Below are 14130 nucleotides of genomic sequence, written 5' to 3' on the forward strand. Positions count from 1 at the left end.
ATGAAATGTACCGCGCTGATCCTTGCCAGTCTGATGATGTTCGGTTCGACCGCAGCCTTTGCCGAAGGCGGTGCCGAGCGCATGAGGTATTACTTCGAAACCCTGCACTTCAAACAACAGCAGGCCAACGGCATCGAGACCAGGACGATCGAGCTGAGGGTTCCGAACGATCAGACCGCGCAAGTGACCGAAACCTATCGGCCGACATAAACGATGGCAAACGGGCGTTCTGAGGGACGCCCTTTTTTATGCCCGCTCGACAGTTTTCACGCGCCCAAGAGCACGCCGCAACTCCCGCCCAGCAGCACCAGTAACCACGGCGGGCACCGCCAGAACAGCAGCGCCATCAATGCCAGGACCGCCATCAGAACATCCAGCGGCCCGAGGATCGAGGTGGTCCACAATGGCTGATACAACGCAGCCAGCAACAACCCGACCACCCCGGCGTTCACCCCGGCCAGCGCCGCTTGCACTCGGCCAATGCCACGCAAGCGTTGCCAGAACGGCAGGACGCCGATCACCAGCAGCAGCGACGGCAGGAATATCGCCAGGACGCACACCAGCGCGCCGCTCCAGCCGCTGATGGACGCGCCAAGGAACGCCGCAAACGTGAACAATGGTCCTGGCATCGCTTGCGCGGCGGCGTAACCGGCGAGAAACACGTCATTGTCGAGCAATCCCGTGCTCACGACCTGGCTTTGCAACAGCGGCAACACCACATGGCCGCCGCCAAACACCAGCGCCCCCGTGCGGTAGAAACGGTCGAACAGGCTGGTCAGCGAGTCCGGCCAGTAATGCGCAATCAACGGCAACCCCAACAGCAACGTCACGAACACAGCCATCGCCAGCCAGCCGGCCACGCGACTGACCCGAATCGACAAACCCTCCCGTGGCGCTGCATTGGCGTTGTGCAGCAAGACCAGGCCGATCAGCGCCGCCACGGCCATCACCGTCAGTTGCCCGCCCATCGTTGGCCAGAGCAACACCCCGGCAGTCGCCAGCAACGTGATGCCCACTTGCACCGGACCTCGGCATAACGTGCGGGCCATCCCCCACACGGCCTGGGCAACCACGGCGACGGCGACAATTTTCAGCCCGTGAATCAAACCGGCCGGCAACGCCCAGCCACCGTGGGTGATGCCCAATGCCAGCAGCGTCAGGATCAGCGCCGAGGGCAAGGTAAACCCTGCCCACGCCGCCAATGCCCCCCAATAGCCGGCGCGGGACAAACCCAGCGCCATGCCCACCTGGCTGCTCGCCGGGCCCGGCAGAAACTGGCACAGGGCAATCAGTTCGGCGTAGGCGGCTTCGCCGAGCCAGCGCCGACGCGCCACGAACTCGTCACGAAAATAGCCCAGATGGGCGACAGGACCGCCAAACGAGGTCAGCCCCAGGCGCAGAAAGATCAGGAAAATCGCCCACGGCTTGTCCGTTTTCACGGGTGCCCTGCCTTGCGCGTCATCGAGGCGGCTCATGTGGCGTTAAAGGTCCTTGGTCCAAAACAGCATTCGGCCATGGGCCGGGTCGAACATGCCGGGGGCAAATCCGAACTTGCCATAAGACGCCTGCGCGACGGCATTACCCTCGAGGACTTCCAGGGTGATCTTGCAGCAGCCGCGCTGGCGGGCGATGTCTTCAACTTTTTGCAGCATCTTCTGGCTCAACCCCAGGCCGCGAAACCTAGGCATCACCGCCACATCGTGCACGTTGACCAGCGGCCGGCAGGCAAACGTCGAGAAACCTTCGAAGCAATTGACCAGCCCGGCCGGTTCGCCACCGACAAACGCCAGCACGCTGAATGCATGGGGACGCTTGGCCAGTTCCCCCGGCAGTTGCCGCAGGATGTCTTCGGGCAGTGGGTGCCCGCCGCCCATCGGGTCTTCGGCGTAGGCATTGAGCACCACACCGATCGCCTCGGCATGCAGCCCATTGGTGTAGCTGGCCTGAAGCACTAGAATTTCTGCGGATTCCATTTCCATCGTCAACGTCCCGTCAAGTTGCCCCGGCGCGTCACTCGCGCCGGGAGGTCGACGGACATTATCGCGAGGCGCAATCGGCGACAACCCGAACCTGTTTCAAACGCCCCAGATCAGCGTTTCGGTCCAGCCCAACTCGGCAAAATCCTCAGCCCTCAGGGGCGATTCCCCGGCGCAGAAAAACTCGTCCAGCTGCGGCGGCTTGACCGAGGTGCCGCTGAGCATCGCGTGGACCTGGCCGCGATGATGCAGCTGGTGTTCGAACAAATGCGACAGCAGGCGCAGACGGCTGTCATGTTGCGGCGTGTCCCGGGCGATGGTCACGATTCGCCCCAGATCGGCGTCGCGCAATTGTTCGCAATAGGCAATCAGGCGACGGTCCACATGCGCTTGTTCACGCTGCAGATCGGCGGCCAACGCGAACGGCTCGTCTTTGGCAAAGAACACATAGCAATCAGGATGCGGATCGTCCCCGCGCAGTTCCCGCTCCAGCGCATCCACGTAAAACCAGTCGCACGTCAGGATGTGGTTGAGGGTGGCGATCAGGCTGGGGAAGAAGCTCACTCGCGGTGCCGCCAGTTCGGCCGGGCTCAGCTGAGTCCAGGCCTTGGCGAGTCGGTAATTGGCCCAGGCATTCTGATAGGCCATGGTCAGCAAATGGTGAGACAGAGGCTGATTCATATTCGCGGCTCCCGGCCATCAGGCTTCGGCGAAACGTTGCAACTGCATTTCCTGTAAACGGCTTAACGTGCGGCGGAACGGGAATTCCAGATAACCCTCGGTGTACAACGCCGCCATCGGCACCTGCGCTTCCAGGTACAGCGGCACCTTGCGGTCGTAGCACTCGTCCACCAGGGCAATGAAACGCCGGACACCGTCGTCATGCACCGACAATTGCGGCAGCTCGCGATCACCGGCCACGACCCGTTCGGCACCGTCTTCCGTGCCTCGGGCGATGCGCCCTTCACGTTTCTGTGCGCTCAGATTTGGCACTTCACTCAACAGAATAGCGCTGAAGGTGTCGCACAGCGCCATGAAGTCCATGGCGGCGAACGGTTGTTCGCACAGGTCGGCGTAGCGGCACCAGAGTACTGTCGAACTGGCCTGCACCACAGTGACCGAGCGGTAACCAACCGTGATCGGATCGCTGGACGTGGGCTGGCCTGCGGTCAACCCGTTGAACACCTCACCGAGCGCGCTCGGCTGCCCGGGCGCCGCCACCCAATACCGTTGCAGACCCGCGCCGGGATGCAGGCGATGGTCTTCGCCGCCATCCACCGCGATCACTTGCATGTGCTTTTTGATCGCTTCGATGGCGGGCACGAAGCGGTCGCGGTTGAAGCCATCGGCGTATAGCTGGTCCGGCGGTTGATTGGAGGTGCAGACCACCACCACGCCCTGCTCGAACATCACCTGAAACAAACGCCCGAGAATGATCGCGTCGCCGATGTCGTTGACGAACAGTTCATCGAAACACAGCACCCGCACTTCCTGGCTCAACTCACGGGCCAACGCCTTCAACGGGTCGGCGGTGCCGGTCAGCTGGAACGAGCGCTGATGCACCCAGCCCATGAAATGGTGAAAGTGTTGGCGTCGGGCCGGGACCTTGAGGTTTTGGTAGAACTGATCCATCAACCAGGTTTTGCCCCGTCCGACCGGCCCCCAGAGGTAAACGCCGGTGATCGGCGTGCGGCCTTCATGCAGGGCTTCGTGGCATTTTTGCAGCGCCCACACGGCATGTTCCTGGGCTTCGTCCTGGACGAAGCCCTTCTGTTCAATGGCGTGTTGCCAGGCGCTTAGGGGAGAGTCGACATTCATGCGCGGCAGTATGCCATGCGCTCGGGTTTACACAGAGATGTCCAGCCGGGCGATCTTGCCCTGCTCGTTGAGGCGGAACATGTAGCGCAGTTCCAGCGGACTGCCGGGAAAGGTCCCGGAAATCAGGTTGTGCACCAGGACTTTGCCGGTACGTTGCTGAACGTCGAGCACTTCGACCCGTGGTTCATAACGTTGCGCGGTGTCTTGCATCCATTGGGCGATGGCTTGCGTGCCGATCCGGTGTTGGCCCTCATCGAACACGTTGGCGTCCTCAGCAAAAAAACAGCCGACCCGCGAGGTGTCGCGGGCATTGGCGGCGGCAATGTAGGCGGCGATGGCGGGTGCCAGTGAAGAGGCTGGATTGGACATGGGTGCGGCTCCTTGTTGTTTGATTCTGGAGCCATGCTAGAACAGGTCTGTGTCAATTCTTGTCAGGAGTGAAACGCCCGGCGTCATCCGGTTGCATCTGCTTGTGCCAGGTGCGCAACAGGTCGCTGCGTCGCCCCGGATAGCGCTCGCCCTGCTCGTGAGCGGCCGAGATCCGGTCGGTACGAAACGTGCGGTAGGCACTGCGCAATTCGCACCAGGCGACAATGATCCGCACCTCATTGAGAAAACCCAGCGCCAATGGCCAGATCAGCCGCTGACTGGGCACCTGTTGAGCGTCTGCATAATCGATGTTCAGCTTGGATTGTTCGCGAATCGCCTGGCGAAACACGTTCAACGGCACGGCGTTTTGCGGATACCCATAGCCGCGCGGGCCCGGCAACACCGTCGGGTTGCGCAAAGCATCCTGAGCTTCAGGCGCCAACACGGCGGCAATCTTCGCCAGGGCATCGGCCGCGGCTTTGCTCAACACCTCGTCGCCACGCTGATCGACGTAACGCAATCCGAGCACGATGGCTTCGGTTTCGTCGGCATTGAGCATCAGAGGCGGCAGGAACAACCCGCTGCGCAACACGTAACCGACCCCTGCTTCGCCGAAGATGGGTGCGCCCAGCGCGGTCAACTCGGCGATGTCGCGGTACAACGTGCGTTCGGAAATCTGCAATTCCCCGGCGAGCGTCGCGGCCGTGGCCGGACGACTTTTACCCCGCAGTACTTGCAACAACGTGAGTAAACGAGTGGTACGCGACACGATCGGCAGGCTCTTTCCTGGAAAGTCGTCGGAGCTTAGCAGAGGCCGCTGTCAGAAGTTGGCAGGAGCGCCGCCCTGGTGGTCAGCTGTTTTGCCCTGCCTGGAAAAGCGCCTTGACGAGCCATATTACTCGCATCATATTAAATACATGTTGCTAGACATTTAAATCACCCCCGGCGTCGTTCCTCAGGAGTTACCTCATGCATTACACAGTCTTCGGCCGCAAAACCGGCTTGCGGGTTTCGGAACTGGCGCTGGGCGCCGGTAACTTCGGCACCGGCTGGGGGCATGGCGCCGAGCGTGACGAAGCCAAGCGCATTTTCGACGGTTACCTGGAAGCCGGCGGCAACTTCATCGACACCGCCAACGGTTATCAGGCCGGCCAGTCGGAAGCCATGCTCAGCGAGTTCATCGCACCGGAACGCGATCGCCTGGTTATCGCCACCAAATACACCATGGGTACCACGCCAGCCGCGGGCATTTCCCACACCGGCAACAGCCGCAAGAACATGGTTCGTGCCGTGGAAGAAAGCCTGAAACGGCTCAACACCGATCACATCGACCTGTTCTGGGCGCACATCAGTGACGGCGTGACGCCGATGGAAGAGATCCTGCGCGGCTTCGACGACCTGGTGCGCGCCGGCAAGATTCACTACGCCGGGCTGTCGAATTTCCCGGCCTGGCGCATTGCTCGCGCCGATGTCCTGGCCGAAGTACGCGGTTTCGCGCCGATTGCAGCGATTCAGGCCGAATACAGCCTGGCCGAACGCACCGCCGAATGTGAGTTGCTGCCGATGGCCGAAGCGCTCGGGCTGGCGGCTACGATCTGGTCGCCGCTGGGTGGCGGGTTTCTCACGGGCAAGTACCGCAGCAATGATGACAACAACCGCGCCGCCAAACTCGGCATGCTGGTCCACACCGAGAAAAGCGCCCACGAAACCGCCCTGCTCGACACCTTGCTCGCAGTGGCAGCGGAGCTTGAAGCCACGCCTACTCATGTGGCCATTGCCTGGCTGCGGGAAAAGGCCAAGCGTTCGACGACGGCGCTGATTCCGATTCTGGGTTCGCGCACTCGTGAGCAACTGGATGCGACATTGGGCGCGTTGACGGTGCAATTGAGCCCGGAGCAATTGTCGCGGCTTGATGGGGTCAGCAACGTGCCGAAGGGCGTGCCACATGAAACGATTGCCGGTTCGGCGGCGCGGTATACCGGGGCTGAAACCCTTGACCTGCCAATCATTCCGGTGGCCTGAAAAAGCTTCGCGGGCAAGCCTCGCTCCTACAGATTTGTGGCGTTCACAGACTTTGTGTTCGCCACAAGAAGGCGTCTTACCGGTCTATTTTGTGCCTGGCCGCATACAGGCACAGCATCTCCATCGCCAATGTCGCCGCCGCCAGTGACGTAATGTCCGCATGGTCGTAGGCCGGCGCGACTTCCACCACGTCCATCCCCACCAGATTGATCCCGCGCAACCCGCCGAGAATTTCCAGCGCCTGCACCGTGCTCAAGCCTCCACACACCGGCGTTCCGGTGCCCGGTGCGAACGCCGGGTCGAGGCAATCGATATCGAACGTCAGGTACACCGGGTTATCCCCCACCCGCGCACGAATCGCCTCGACAATCGCCTCACACCCTTGCCGATGCACCTGCCGCGCATCCAGCACCTGGAAGCCCTGGTGATCATCATTGGTGGTGCGCAAGCCGATCTGCACCGAGCGCGACGGATCCACCAAACCTTCCTTGGCCGCGTGCCAGAACATCGTCCCGTGATCGACGCGCTTGCCCTCTTCGTCCGGCCAGGTATCGCTGTGGGCGTCAAAGTGAATCAACGACAGGGGGCCATGTTTGCGCGCATGGGCCTTGAGCAGCGGATAACTGACGAAGTGGTCACCGCCGAAGGTCAGCATCGCGCAACCGCCGTTCAGGATGTGCTCGGCGTGGGCCTCGATGCTTTCCGGCACCGCGTGCGGCGAGCCGTAATCGAAGGCGCAATCACCGTAGTCGATGACCGCCAGATGATCGAACGGGTCAAACGTCCATGGCCAGTGACGTTCCCAGGCAATCCCGGTCGATGCGGCACGAATGCCGCGCGGGCCGAAGCGCGCACCGGGACGGTTGCTGGTGGCGGTGTCGAACGGCACACCGCTGACCACCACGTCGACGCCGCGCAAATCACGGCTGTAGCGACGACGCATGAAACTGGTGATACCGGCGTAAGTACTTTCGGCGGCAGTACCGAAGAGGCTGTCGCGGGTCAGGGCCTGATCGTTTTGAATCGGGACGTCCATGGGATCTCCTTATTATTTATTGGCGGCTACGGAAAGTGGTCCACAGGCGAGTGCGCGAGCGCATGTCCTTGAGGCTCATGCTGCGGTCGGCGTACAGCCGTTCGCGGGTGTCGGCCAGGGGGTAGATGTCCGGGTCGGTCCGCACGGCTTCGTCCACCAGTGGCGTCGCTGCACGGTTGGCCGTGGCAAAGAACAGCGTGTTGGTCAGCGCCGCGACGGACTCGGGGCGCAACATGAATTCAATGAATGCCCGAGCCGCTTCGGGGTGTGGCGCGTCCTTGGGTATCGCCAGGTTGTCCTGCCAGACCAGCGTGCCTTCCTTCGGAATCCGGTAGGCCACCTCGAACGGTTTGTTGGCCTTGCGCGCCTGGTCGGCGGCCATGCTGGCGTCGCCGTTATAGGTCAAGGCCAGGCACACGCTGCCATTGGCCAGATCGCTGATCTGCCGCCCGGTGGCGACGTACAGCACATTGGGCTGCAACTGATGCAACAACGCCTCGGCGGCGGTCAGATCTGCCTTGTCGGTGCTGTAGGGATCTTTACCGAGATAGTGCAACGCCAGGCCAATCACTTCCTGGGGCGAATCGAGAATCGCAATGCCGCAGTCCTTCAGCTTGCCGGCGTATTGCGGTTTGAACAGCAGATCGAGGCTGTTGAGCGGCACATCGGGCAAGCGTTTTTGCACCGCCTCGACGTTCATCCCCAGCCCCAGCGTGCCCCAGGTATACGGCACGCCATAACGATTGCCGGGGTCGACAGCCGCCAGTTTTTCCAGCAGGTCCGGGTCGAGGTTGGCGTAGCCCTTGAGCCCTTCGTGGGGAATCTCCTTCAGCGCACCGGCCGCCAGACCACGGGCCAGCACGCTGGAGGACGGCACCACCACGTCATAACCGCTGCCGCCGGTGAGCAGTTTGGTTTCCAGCACTTCCGAAGAATCGAACGTGTCGTAACGCACATGAATGCCGGTTTCCTTTTCGAAATGCTGCAGGGTTTCAGGCGGCACGTAATCGGCCCAACTGTAGAGGTTGAGGGTTTTTTCCTCTGCCTGGGCCGACGCGGCCATGGCGAGAAAGAGCGCGGGTAAACCCAGTTTGAATACGGGAGCCATGACGAACACCTGACCAGAGGAAGTGGTTGCAGCGTGCGCCCTCGGATACATTGGCGAAATACCAAGTTTGTTAACCTGACTTTATTGCGGAGTAATGTTTGATGCTCGGTCAACTCCACGACCTCGACCTGCAACTGCTGCGCCTGTTTGTCCGCGTGGTGGAATGCGGCGGGTTCAGCGCAGCGCAAGGTGAACTGGGGTTGAGCCAGTCGAGCATCAGCCAGCAAATGGCCAGACTCGAAACCCGGCTCGGCTATCGTTTGTGCAGTCGCGGCAAGGGTGGATTCCGGGTCACGCCCAAGGGCGAACAGTTGCTGAGCGCGACGCGCGGGCTGTTTGAGTCCATCGAAGCGTTCCGTCATCAATCCAACGGTGTGGCGGGTCGGTTGATCGGCGAAGTGCGCCTGGGTTTGTCCGAAGCGCTTGATCAATCGGTGCTGCAAAAAGTCGCCGATGCCATCCGTCGCTTTCGTGAACGGGACGAATCGGTGCGCATCGAGTTGATGAGCGCCATGCCCGGCGAAATGGAACGCCTGTTGCTGCAACAACGGCTGGACCTGGCGATCGGCTATTTCTCCCAAGTGCAAAGCGCATTTGACTACCGCGAACTGTTCAGCGAAACCCAGCACCTGTACTGCGCCCCGGGTCATCCGTTGTTCACCGACGACGCGCCGGACGATATGGCGTTGCAGGCGTGCGACCGGGTCGATCATCCCTATCGTTTTCTGCGCAGTGACGAGCCGTTTCAAGGCAAATTATGTTCGGCACGGTCCGAGCAGGTCGAAGGCACCCTCGCCTTCATCCTGTCCGGCAAGCATGTCGGCTATTTGCCTGAACATTTTGCCCGCAGCTGGGAAGACAAAGGTTTGCTGCGCGCCGTGCGCCGGGATGACCTGAGTTTTGATGTGGCGTTTCATCTGGCGCGCCATCGTGCCCAGGTGCCGGGGGATGCGCAGAAAGCCTTTGAAGAAGACCTGCTCGCCGCGTTTGAATGAACACGCACGGACCTGTGGCGAGGGAGCTTGCTCCCGTTCGGCGGCGCAGACGTCGCAAGATCTGCACACAAGGTGTGGTTGAAGGAATGCCGGGGGCCGCTACGCAGCCCAACGGGAGCAAGCTCCCTCGCCACAGCTCCGTGTGTATCGTTTGCCCTCGGTGCCCGCTGCTGGCATCCTGCGCCTCCATTTTTTGACCTGGCCCCTGGCGCTTTCCTCGTGACCTCTTCCGAACACGCAAAACCCCAGCCCCGTTCCGACCTGATCTACGGCCTCAACGACCGCCCACACCTCACCGCCACGGTCTTCGCCGCCTTGCAGCATGTGCTGGCGAGTTTTGTCGGCATCATCACGCCCACCCTGATCATGGGCGGTGCTCTGGGCCTGCAAAGCGAAGTGCCGTACCTGATCAGCATGGCGCTGTTTGTCTCGGGCCTGGGCACCTTTGTTCAGGCGCGTCGGTTCGGCCCGATCGGTTCCGGCCTGTTGTGCCTGCAAGGCACCAGTTTCTCGTTCATCAGCGTGATTCTCAGCGCCGGGTTCATGGTCAAGGCCCGGGGTGGCGGCACCGATGAAATCCTCTCGACGATTTTCGGCGTGTGCTTTTTCGCGGCATTTATCGAAGTGGTGTTGAGCCAGTTCATCGGCAAGCTGCGGATGCTGATCACACCCGTGGTGACCGGCACCATCATTACCCTGATGGGGCTTTCGCTGATCAAGGTCGCGATGACCGACATCGCCGGCGGCTTTGGCGCGGCGGACCTTGGCGCGGCCAGTCATCTGGGGTTGGCGGCGTTGGTGCTCGGCACGATCGTGGTGCTGAACCGGGTCGATGTGCCGTTCCTGCGCCTGGGGGCGATTGTCATTGGCCTGACTCTGGGTTACGTCGTGGCCTGGCTGATGGGCGACGTCAATTTCGCCAGCCTGCCCGACGTGCCGCTGATGAGCGTGCCGGTGCCGTTCAAGTACGGCTTCAATTTTGACTGGGTGGCGTTTGTGCCGGTGGCGGTGATTTTCCTGGTGTCGCCGCTGGAAGCCGCCGGAGACCTGACCGCCAACTCGATGATTTCCCGGCAACCGGTCAAGGGTCCGATTTACATCCGCCGGATCAAGTCCGGCCTGCTTGCTGACGGCCTGAACTCGGCCATGGCGGCGGTGTTCAACAGCATGCCGATGGTGACCTTCGCGCAAAACAACGGAGTGATCCAGCTCACCGGCGTGGCCAGCCGTTACGTGGCGTTCTTCATCGCCGGCCTGCTGGTGTTGCTGGGGCTGTTCCCGATGATTGGCGCGGTGCTGCAATTGATGCCCAAACCGGTGCTCGGCGGCGCGGAACTGGTGATGTTCGGCACCGTGGCGGTGGCCGGCATCAAGATCCTCGCCGAGGCCGGTCTGCATCGGCGCAACATGCTGATCGTGGCGATTTCCATCGGCATGGGCCTGGGGGTCGCAGCGGTGCCCGAAGTGCTGCGCGAGCTGCCCAAGGCGCTGCACAACATCTTCGAATCACCGATCACCGTCGGGGCGTTGTGCGCTATCGTGCTGAACATCTTCCTGCCCGAGGAATTCATCGAGCTGGAAGAGGACGATTTTGATCCGGAAGCGTCGATCTTGCAGGTCATGGAAAACCCCGATGTCCCGGCCAAGGGTGAACCCCCACGGCCTGCGGCAGTCGCACTGTTGAACCGCTAGAAAGCTCGAGGGCTGAGCCCGTGGCGGCTCAGCCCTTTTCTTTATGAGAGTGTCTACATGCGCAGCGTCCACGCCGTCATCCTTTCTCTGCTGTTGCTCTCCCTGAGCGCCTGCGCCCTCTTCCCCCATCGCGATCCGTTGAACATCAACGTGGTCGGCATCGAGCCGCTGCAAAGCCAGGATATGGAAGTGCGCTTTGCCGTGAAGATCCGGGTACAGAACCCCAACGAAACGCCGATCGACTACAACGGCGTGGCGCTGGATCTGGAAGTCAATGGCCAGCCACTGGCGTCCGGCGTCAGCGATCAGTCGGGCTCGATTGCACGCTTTTCCGAAACCGTGCTGAGCGTGCCGGTGAGCGTTTCGGCGTTCTCGGTGTTACGCCAGACGTTGGGGCTGAGCCAGACGCAGACACTGAATAATCTTCCCTACGTGTTACGCGGCAAACTGGCGGGCGGCTTGTTTGGAACGGTGCGCTTCGTGGACACCGGGAAGCTGAGCTTGCCGGGGTCGACAGCCGGAACTCGGTCATACCGACAATGAATATCCCCTGTGGGAGCGAGCCTGCTCGCGAATGCGGTGTGTCAGAAAACACATGCATTGACTGACACTCCGCCTTCGCGAGCAGGCTCGCTCCCACAGGGGGTGATGTTGTTCAACCAGTGACGGTTATGCGGTGCAACGGACGCCGGGCCGGGCGCGCGTAGTGACCGATCACGTCGTAGTCCTAACGCGCGCGACTTTATTTTCTAGCGCCAATCCAGATAACGAAACAGTTCCTCCTCCTGATCAAAGTGCAGTCGCACGAGGGTATCCAGACGAATCAACTGATGCTGGATCTCATCAGCAGATGCCGTTGCGGGGTCGGAACTGAAGTCGCTACTCATGCGCGCCAGTAAATGGATAAGACGAAAAATCTCCCGGTGAGCGTGGCTCATAGCCGACATCGGGTCCTCGCCCGGCATGCTTCGCGTCAGCAGCGGGTACAGTATGTTTTCATCTTCGTGTTCATGCTGCGCCAGTGATGTTTGCAGCTTGTTGACCAGTTGCGCCAAGTCGGTCTGTGCTTGCGCCAGTGGGCGCTGGGCGAAGTCATTGGCGAGTTGGTGCAGATCACTCAGTACGGTGGAGAGTTGCTGGTGTTCATCTTGCAGGCGATCGATATGTTCTGCGGCAAGCTTTCGTTTCCTCAGCACCCACATCGGCCCCAGTGCCCGCAAGGCGTTAAGGATAATCACCACGTCGATACCCTCCTGCACCACGGCGCCAATCAGCGGCGGCAGGTAACCGAGGGCCGCCACCGCCATGGCCAGCAACGACATCCCCATGCCGACCAGCACACCCTGGCGGGCGATGTAGCGGGTGCGTCGGGCAATGTCCAGCGCCTCGACCAGACGATCCAGACGATCCACCAGCAGCACAACACCTGCGGCTTGTGCAGAAGCAGTGGCACCGCTGGCCCCCATGGCTACGCCGACGGTGGCCGCCGCCAGGGCCGGGGCATCGTTGATGCCATCACCGACCATCAGTGTGCTGGTGCGCAGGCAACCTTCCTGTACAGCACGCACTTTATCCTCAGGGGTCAACCCGGCACGCAGCTCGTCAATCCCGGCAGATAGCGCAATCATCTCGGCGGTTTCCAGGCGATCCCCGGTGAGCATGACTATCTTTTCGATGCCCCGATTACGCAGTCGATGCAGAGTCTGTGGCGTTTCGCGCCGAACCTTGTCCGAGAAAACCAGCAGGCCCGCGAGTTGCCCATCCACGTCGATGAAGCTTCCACTGCACGCCAGGTAATCCATGTGGCGCAGCATGGCGGCGACCCAGTCAGTTTCAGGGGCGTCTTTGTGAGCGAAAGACAACGAGCCGAAACGCACCTGCACGCCATCGACTTGCCCACAAAGTCCAGAGCCTGGGCTTTCTTCTACTTCCTGTGGGACGCTCAGAGGCAATTGACGCTGATGCGCCGCCTCAACGATGGCCTGGGAGACAGGGTGCGTCGAGGCCTGCGCCAGCGAAGCGGCCAGGCCAAGCAGGCGCTGCGAATCGACCAGTCCGTTGACCTCTATCGACTGCAGACGGGCATGGCCGCTGGTCAGCGTGCCGGTCTTGTCGAGGAACACCTGCTTGACTCCGGCCAACGCTTCCAGGGTCACGCCGTCCTTGATCAGTATCCCGCGCCGCGCTGCCCTGGAAATCCCCGACATGATGGCAATCGGTACGGCCAGAATCAAAGGGCAAGGTGTGGCCACCACCAGTACCGCCAGCGCTCGCAAAGGATCACCACTCAATTGCCAGGCCAATCCGGCAATCAGCAACGTCAGCGGGATGAAGAACAATGCATAGCGGTCGGCCAGGCGCACGAAAGGTGCGCGTGAACGACGTGCCTCCTCGGCCAGCCGCACTATGCCGGCATAGGTACTCTGCGCGGCCGTTCGCGTGGCGATTATCAGGATGGGGGCACCGACATTGGAAACGCCGCTGGGCAGTTGCTCTCCTTCTCGGCGGGTGACGGGCAACGACTCACCGCTGAGCGCCGATTCGTCCAGAATGGCCGCAGGACTTAGCAACCGACCGTCGACCGGTATCACCTCCCCCAGTCGCACCAGCAATGTCTGATTCAGCTGGACCTGCTCAACGGGGATCTCGCGCAAGCCGCCCTCCTCCTGCAGCCAGGCAAAACGTGGCGCCCGGTCGATGAGCGCACGAAGCTCACGGTCGGCGCGTTGCTTGGTGAAAAACTCCAGGGTCCGTCCGGTCGCCAGCATTAAGGCAATCACCGCTGCCACCAGTGTCTGATCAAAGACCAGGGCGGCAGTGATCGACAGCAGCGCGATCAGGTCGACACCGGCCTCGCGCCGGGCCAGGCGCCTGACGATTTCAAGGAGCAGTACCGCAGCCATCACCAGACTTCCGGCGGCCCAGCACCTCGATGCCCAATCAGGTGCCTGCGCAACATACGCAATGCCGCCGGCCAGCAGCGTCAGTGCGGTGAGCAGCAACAGAACAGGGTCCAGCCACTTACTGAGCATCGAAGTGAGTTCCTCAAAAGCGATTTGCAGGCCTCGCTGTAAAACAGCTGTCGCTCATCGAGGTATAGCTTAGGACTCGAAT

General features: G+C 61.5%; 14 protein-coding genes. 5 read left to right on the top strand and 9 right to left on the bottom strand.

What is annotated here, in order from left to right; translation table 11 throughout:
- On the top strand, positions 1-210 hold the full coding sequence (locus tag RHP74_RS15970; protein ID WP_311095799.1) for a hypothetical protein: 210 nt from the start codon (positions 1-3) through the stop codon (positions 208-210).
- A 56-nt stretch (positions 211-266) separates the two neighbouring features.
- Here RHP74_RS15970 and chrA read toward each other — a convergent pair whose 3' ends face one another.
- The 6 genes from chrA to RHP74_RS16000 all read right to left on the bottom strand — a co-directional run bounded on the left by chrA (position 267) and on the right by RHP74_RS16000 (position 4932).
- Positions 267-1475 (bottom strand): chromate efflux transporter, encoded by a 1209-nt coding sequence (chrA, locus tag RHP74_RS15975; protein ID WP_077747792.1) that lies wholly within the window; start codon positions 1473-1475, stop codon positions 267-269.
- A 6-nt stretch (positions 1476-1481) separates the two neighbouring features.
- Entirely contained in the window at positions 1482-1973 is a 492-nt protein-coding gene (locus RHP74_RS15980; protein WP_010460575.1) for a GNAT family N-acetyltransferase, read from the bottom strand.
- 102 nt (positions 1974-2075) lie between these two features.
- Entirely contained in the window at positions 2076-2657 is a 582-nt protein-coding gene (locus RHP74_RS15985; protein ID WP_311095800.1) for a DinB family protein, read from the bottom strand.
- Positions 2658-2675: 18 nt separating this feature from the next.
- Positions 2676-3794, bottom strand: a complete 1119-nt coding sequence (zapE, locus tag RHP74_RS15990; protein ID WP_010460579.1) for a cell division protein ZapE — start codon at positions 3792-3794, stop codon at positions 2676-2678.
- Between the two features lie 27 nt (positions 3795-3821).
- Positions 3822-4163, bottom strand: a complete 342-nt coding sequence (locus tag RHP74_RS15995; RefSeq protein ID WP_311095801.1) for a nuclear transport factor 2 family protein — start codon at positions 4161-4163, stop codon at positions 3822-3824.
- Positions 4164-4215: 52 nt separating this feature from the next.
- Complete coding sequence (locus tag RHP74_RS16000) at positions 4216-4932, bottom strand: YafY family protein (protein WP_311095802.1); 717 nt, start codon at positions 4930-4932, stop codon at positions 4216-4218.
- A gap of 200 nt (positions 4933-5132) precedes the next feature.
- Between RHP74_RS16000 and RHP74_RS16005 the strand changes: the two genes are divergently transcribed.
- Positions 5133-6185 carry an aldo/keto reductase gene (locus RHP74_RS16005; RefSeq protein WP_311095803.1) on the top strand — a complete coding sequence of 351 codons (1053 nt, stop codon included), beginning with the start codon at positions 5133-5135 and terminating at the stop codon, positions 6183-6185.
- Between the two features lie 76 nt (positions 6186-6261).
- On the opposite strand, the gene speB is transcribed toward RHP74_RS16005, so the two are convergent.
- Together speB and RHP74_RS16015 are read right to left on the bottom strand one after the other, a co-directional pair.
- On the bottom strand, positions 6262-7221 hold the full coding sequence (gene speB, locus RHP74_RS16010) for an agmatinase (protein WP_077747787.1): 960 nt from the start codon (positions 7219-7221) through the stop codon (positions 6262-6264).
- A 16-nt stretch (positions 7222-7237) separates the two neighbouring features.
- On the bottom strand, positions 7238-8329 hold the full coding sequence (locus tag RHP74_RS16015) for a polyamine ABC transporter substrate-binding protein (protein WP_010460589.1): 1092 nt from the start codon (positions 8327-8329) through the stop codon (positions 7238-7240).
- Between the two features lie 101 nt (positions 8330-8430).
- Here RHP74_RS16015 and RHP74_RS16020 point away from each other — a divergent pair, with 101 nt between their 5' ends.
- From RHP74_RS16020 to RHP74_RS16030, 3 genes are all read left to right on the top strand, one after another.
- The gene (locus RHP74_RS16020) at positions 8431-9324 is read left to right on the top strand and encodes a LysR family transcriptional regulator (RefSeq protein WP_311095804.1); all 894 of its coding nucleotides are present in this window, start codon (positions 8431-8433) and stop codon (positions 9322-9324) included.
- Positions 9325-9543: 219 nt separating this feature from the next.
- Positions 9544-11016, top strand: coding sequence for a nucleobase:cation symporter-2 family protein (locus tag RHP74_RS16025; protein ID WP_311095805.1), 1473 nt, complete (start codon positions 9544-9546; stop codon positions 11014-11016).
- Positions 11017-11073: 57 nt separating this feature from the next.
- Entirely contained in the window at positions 11074-11559 is a 486-nt protein-coding gene (locus RHP74_RS16030; RefSeq protein WP_010460595.1) for an LEA type 2 family protein, read from the top strand.
- 206 nt (positions 11560-11765) lie between these two features.
- Here the strand turns inward: RHP74_RS16030 and RHP74_RS16040 are convergent, their stop codons facing one another.
- Positions 11766-14048, bottom strand: coding sequence for a heavy metal translocating P-type ATPase (locus RHP74_RS16040; RefSeq protein ID WP_311095806.1), 2283 nt, complete (start codon positions 14046-14048; stop codon positions 11766-11768).
- Positions 14049-14130: the final 82 nt, after the last annotated feature.

It is taken from the genome of Pseudomonas sp. SG20052 (assembly GCF_031766055.1).
In the GTDB taxonomy this organism is placed as follows: domain Bacteria; phylum Pseudomonadota; class Gammaproteobacteria; order Pseudomonadales; family Pseudomonadaceae; genus Aquipseudomonas; species Aquipseudomonas mandelii.

What these genes read in the sequence shown, in the direction of transcription:
- RHP74_RS15970 (WP_311095799.1), top strand. Translation starts at nt 1, where the DNA reads ATGAAATGTACCGCGCTGATCCTTGCCAGTCTGATGATGTTCGGTTCG.
- chrA (WP_077747792.1), bottom strand. Translation starts at nt 1,475, where the DNA reads ATGAGCCGCCTCGATGACGCGCAAGGCAGGGCACCCGTGAAAACGGAC.
- RHP74_RS15980 (WP_010460575.1), bottom strand. Translation starts at nt 1,973, where the DNA reads ATGGAATCCGCAGAAATTCTAGTGCTTCAGGCCAGCTACACCAATGGG.
- RHP74_RS15985 (WP_311095800.1), bottom strand. Translation starts at nt 2,657, where the DNA reads ATGAATCAGCCTCTGTCTCACCATTTGCTGACCATGGCCTATCAGAAT.
- zapE (WP_010460579.1), bottom strand. Translation starts at nt 3,794, where the DNA reads ATGAATGTCGACTCTCCCCTAAGCGCCTGGCAACACGCCATTGAACAG.
- RHP74_RS15995 (WP_311095801.1), bottom strand. Translation starts at nt 4,163, where the DNA reads ATGTCCAATCCAGCCTCTTCACTGGCACCCGCCATCGCCGCCTACATT.
- RHP74_RS16005 (WP_311095803.1), top strand. Translation starts at nt 5,133, where the DNA reads ATGCATTACACAGTCTTCGGCCGCAAAACCGGCTTGCGGGTTTCGGAA.
- speB (WP_077747787.1), bottom strand. Translation starts at nt 7,221, where the DNA reads ATGGACGTCCCGATTCAAAACGATCAGGCCCTGACCCGCGACAGCCTC.
- RHP74_RS16015 (WP_010460589.1), bottom strand. Translation starts at nt 8,329, where the DNA reads ATGGCTCCCGTATTCAAACTGGGTTTACCCGCGCTCTTTCTCGCCATG.
- RHP74_RS16020 (WP_311095804.1), top strand. Translation starts at nt 8,431, where the DNA reads ATGCTCGGTCAACTCCACGACCTCGACCTGCAACTGCTGCGCCTGTTT.
- RHP74_RS16030 (WP_010460595.1), top strand. Translation starts at nt 11,074, where the DNA reads ATGCGCAGCGTCCACGCCGTCATCCTTTCTCTGCTGTTGCTCTCCCTG.
- RHP74_RS16040 (WP_311095806.1), bottom strand. Translation starts at nt 14,048, where the DNA reads ATGCTCAGTAAGTGGCTGGACCCTGTTCTGTTGCTGCTCACCGCACTG.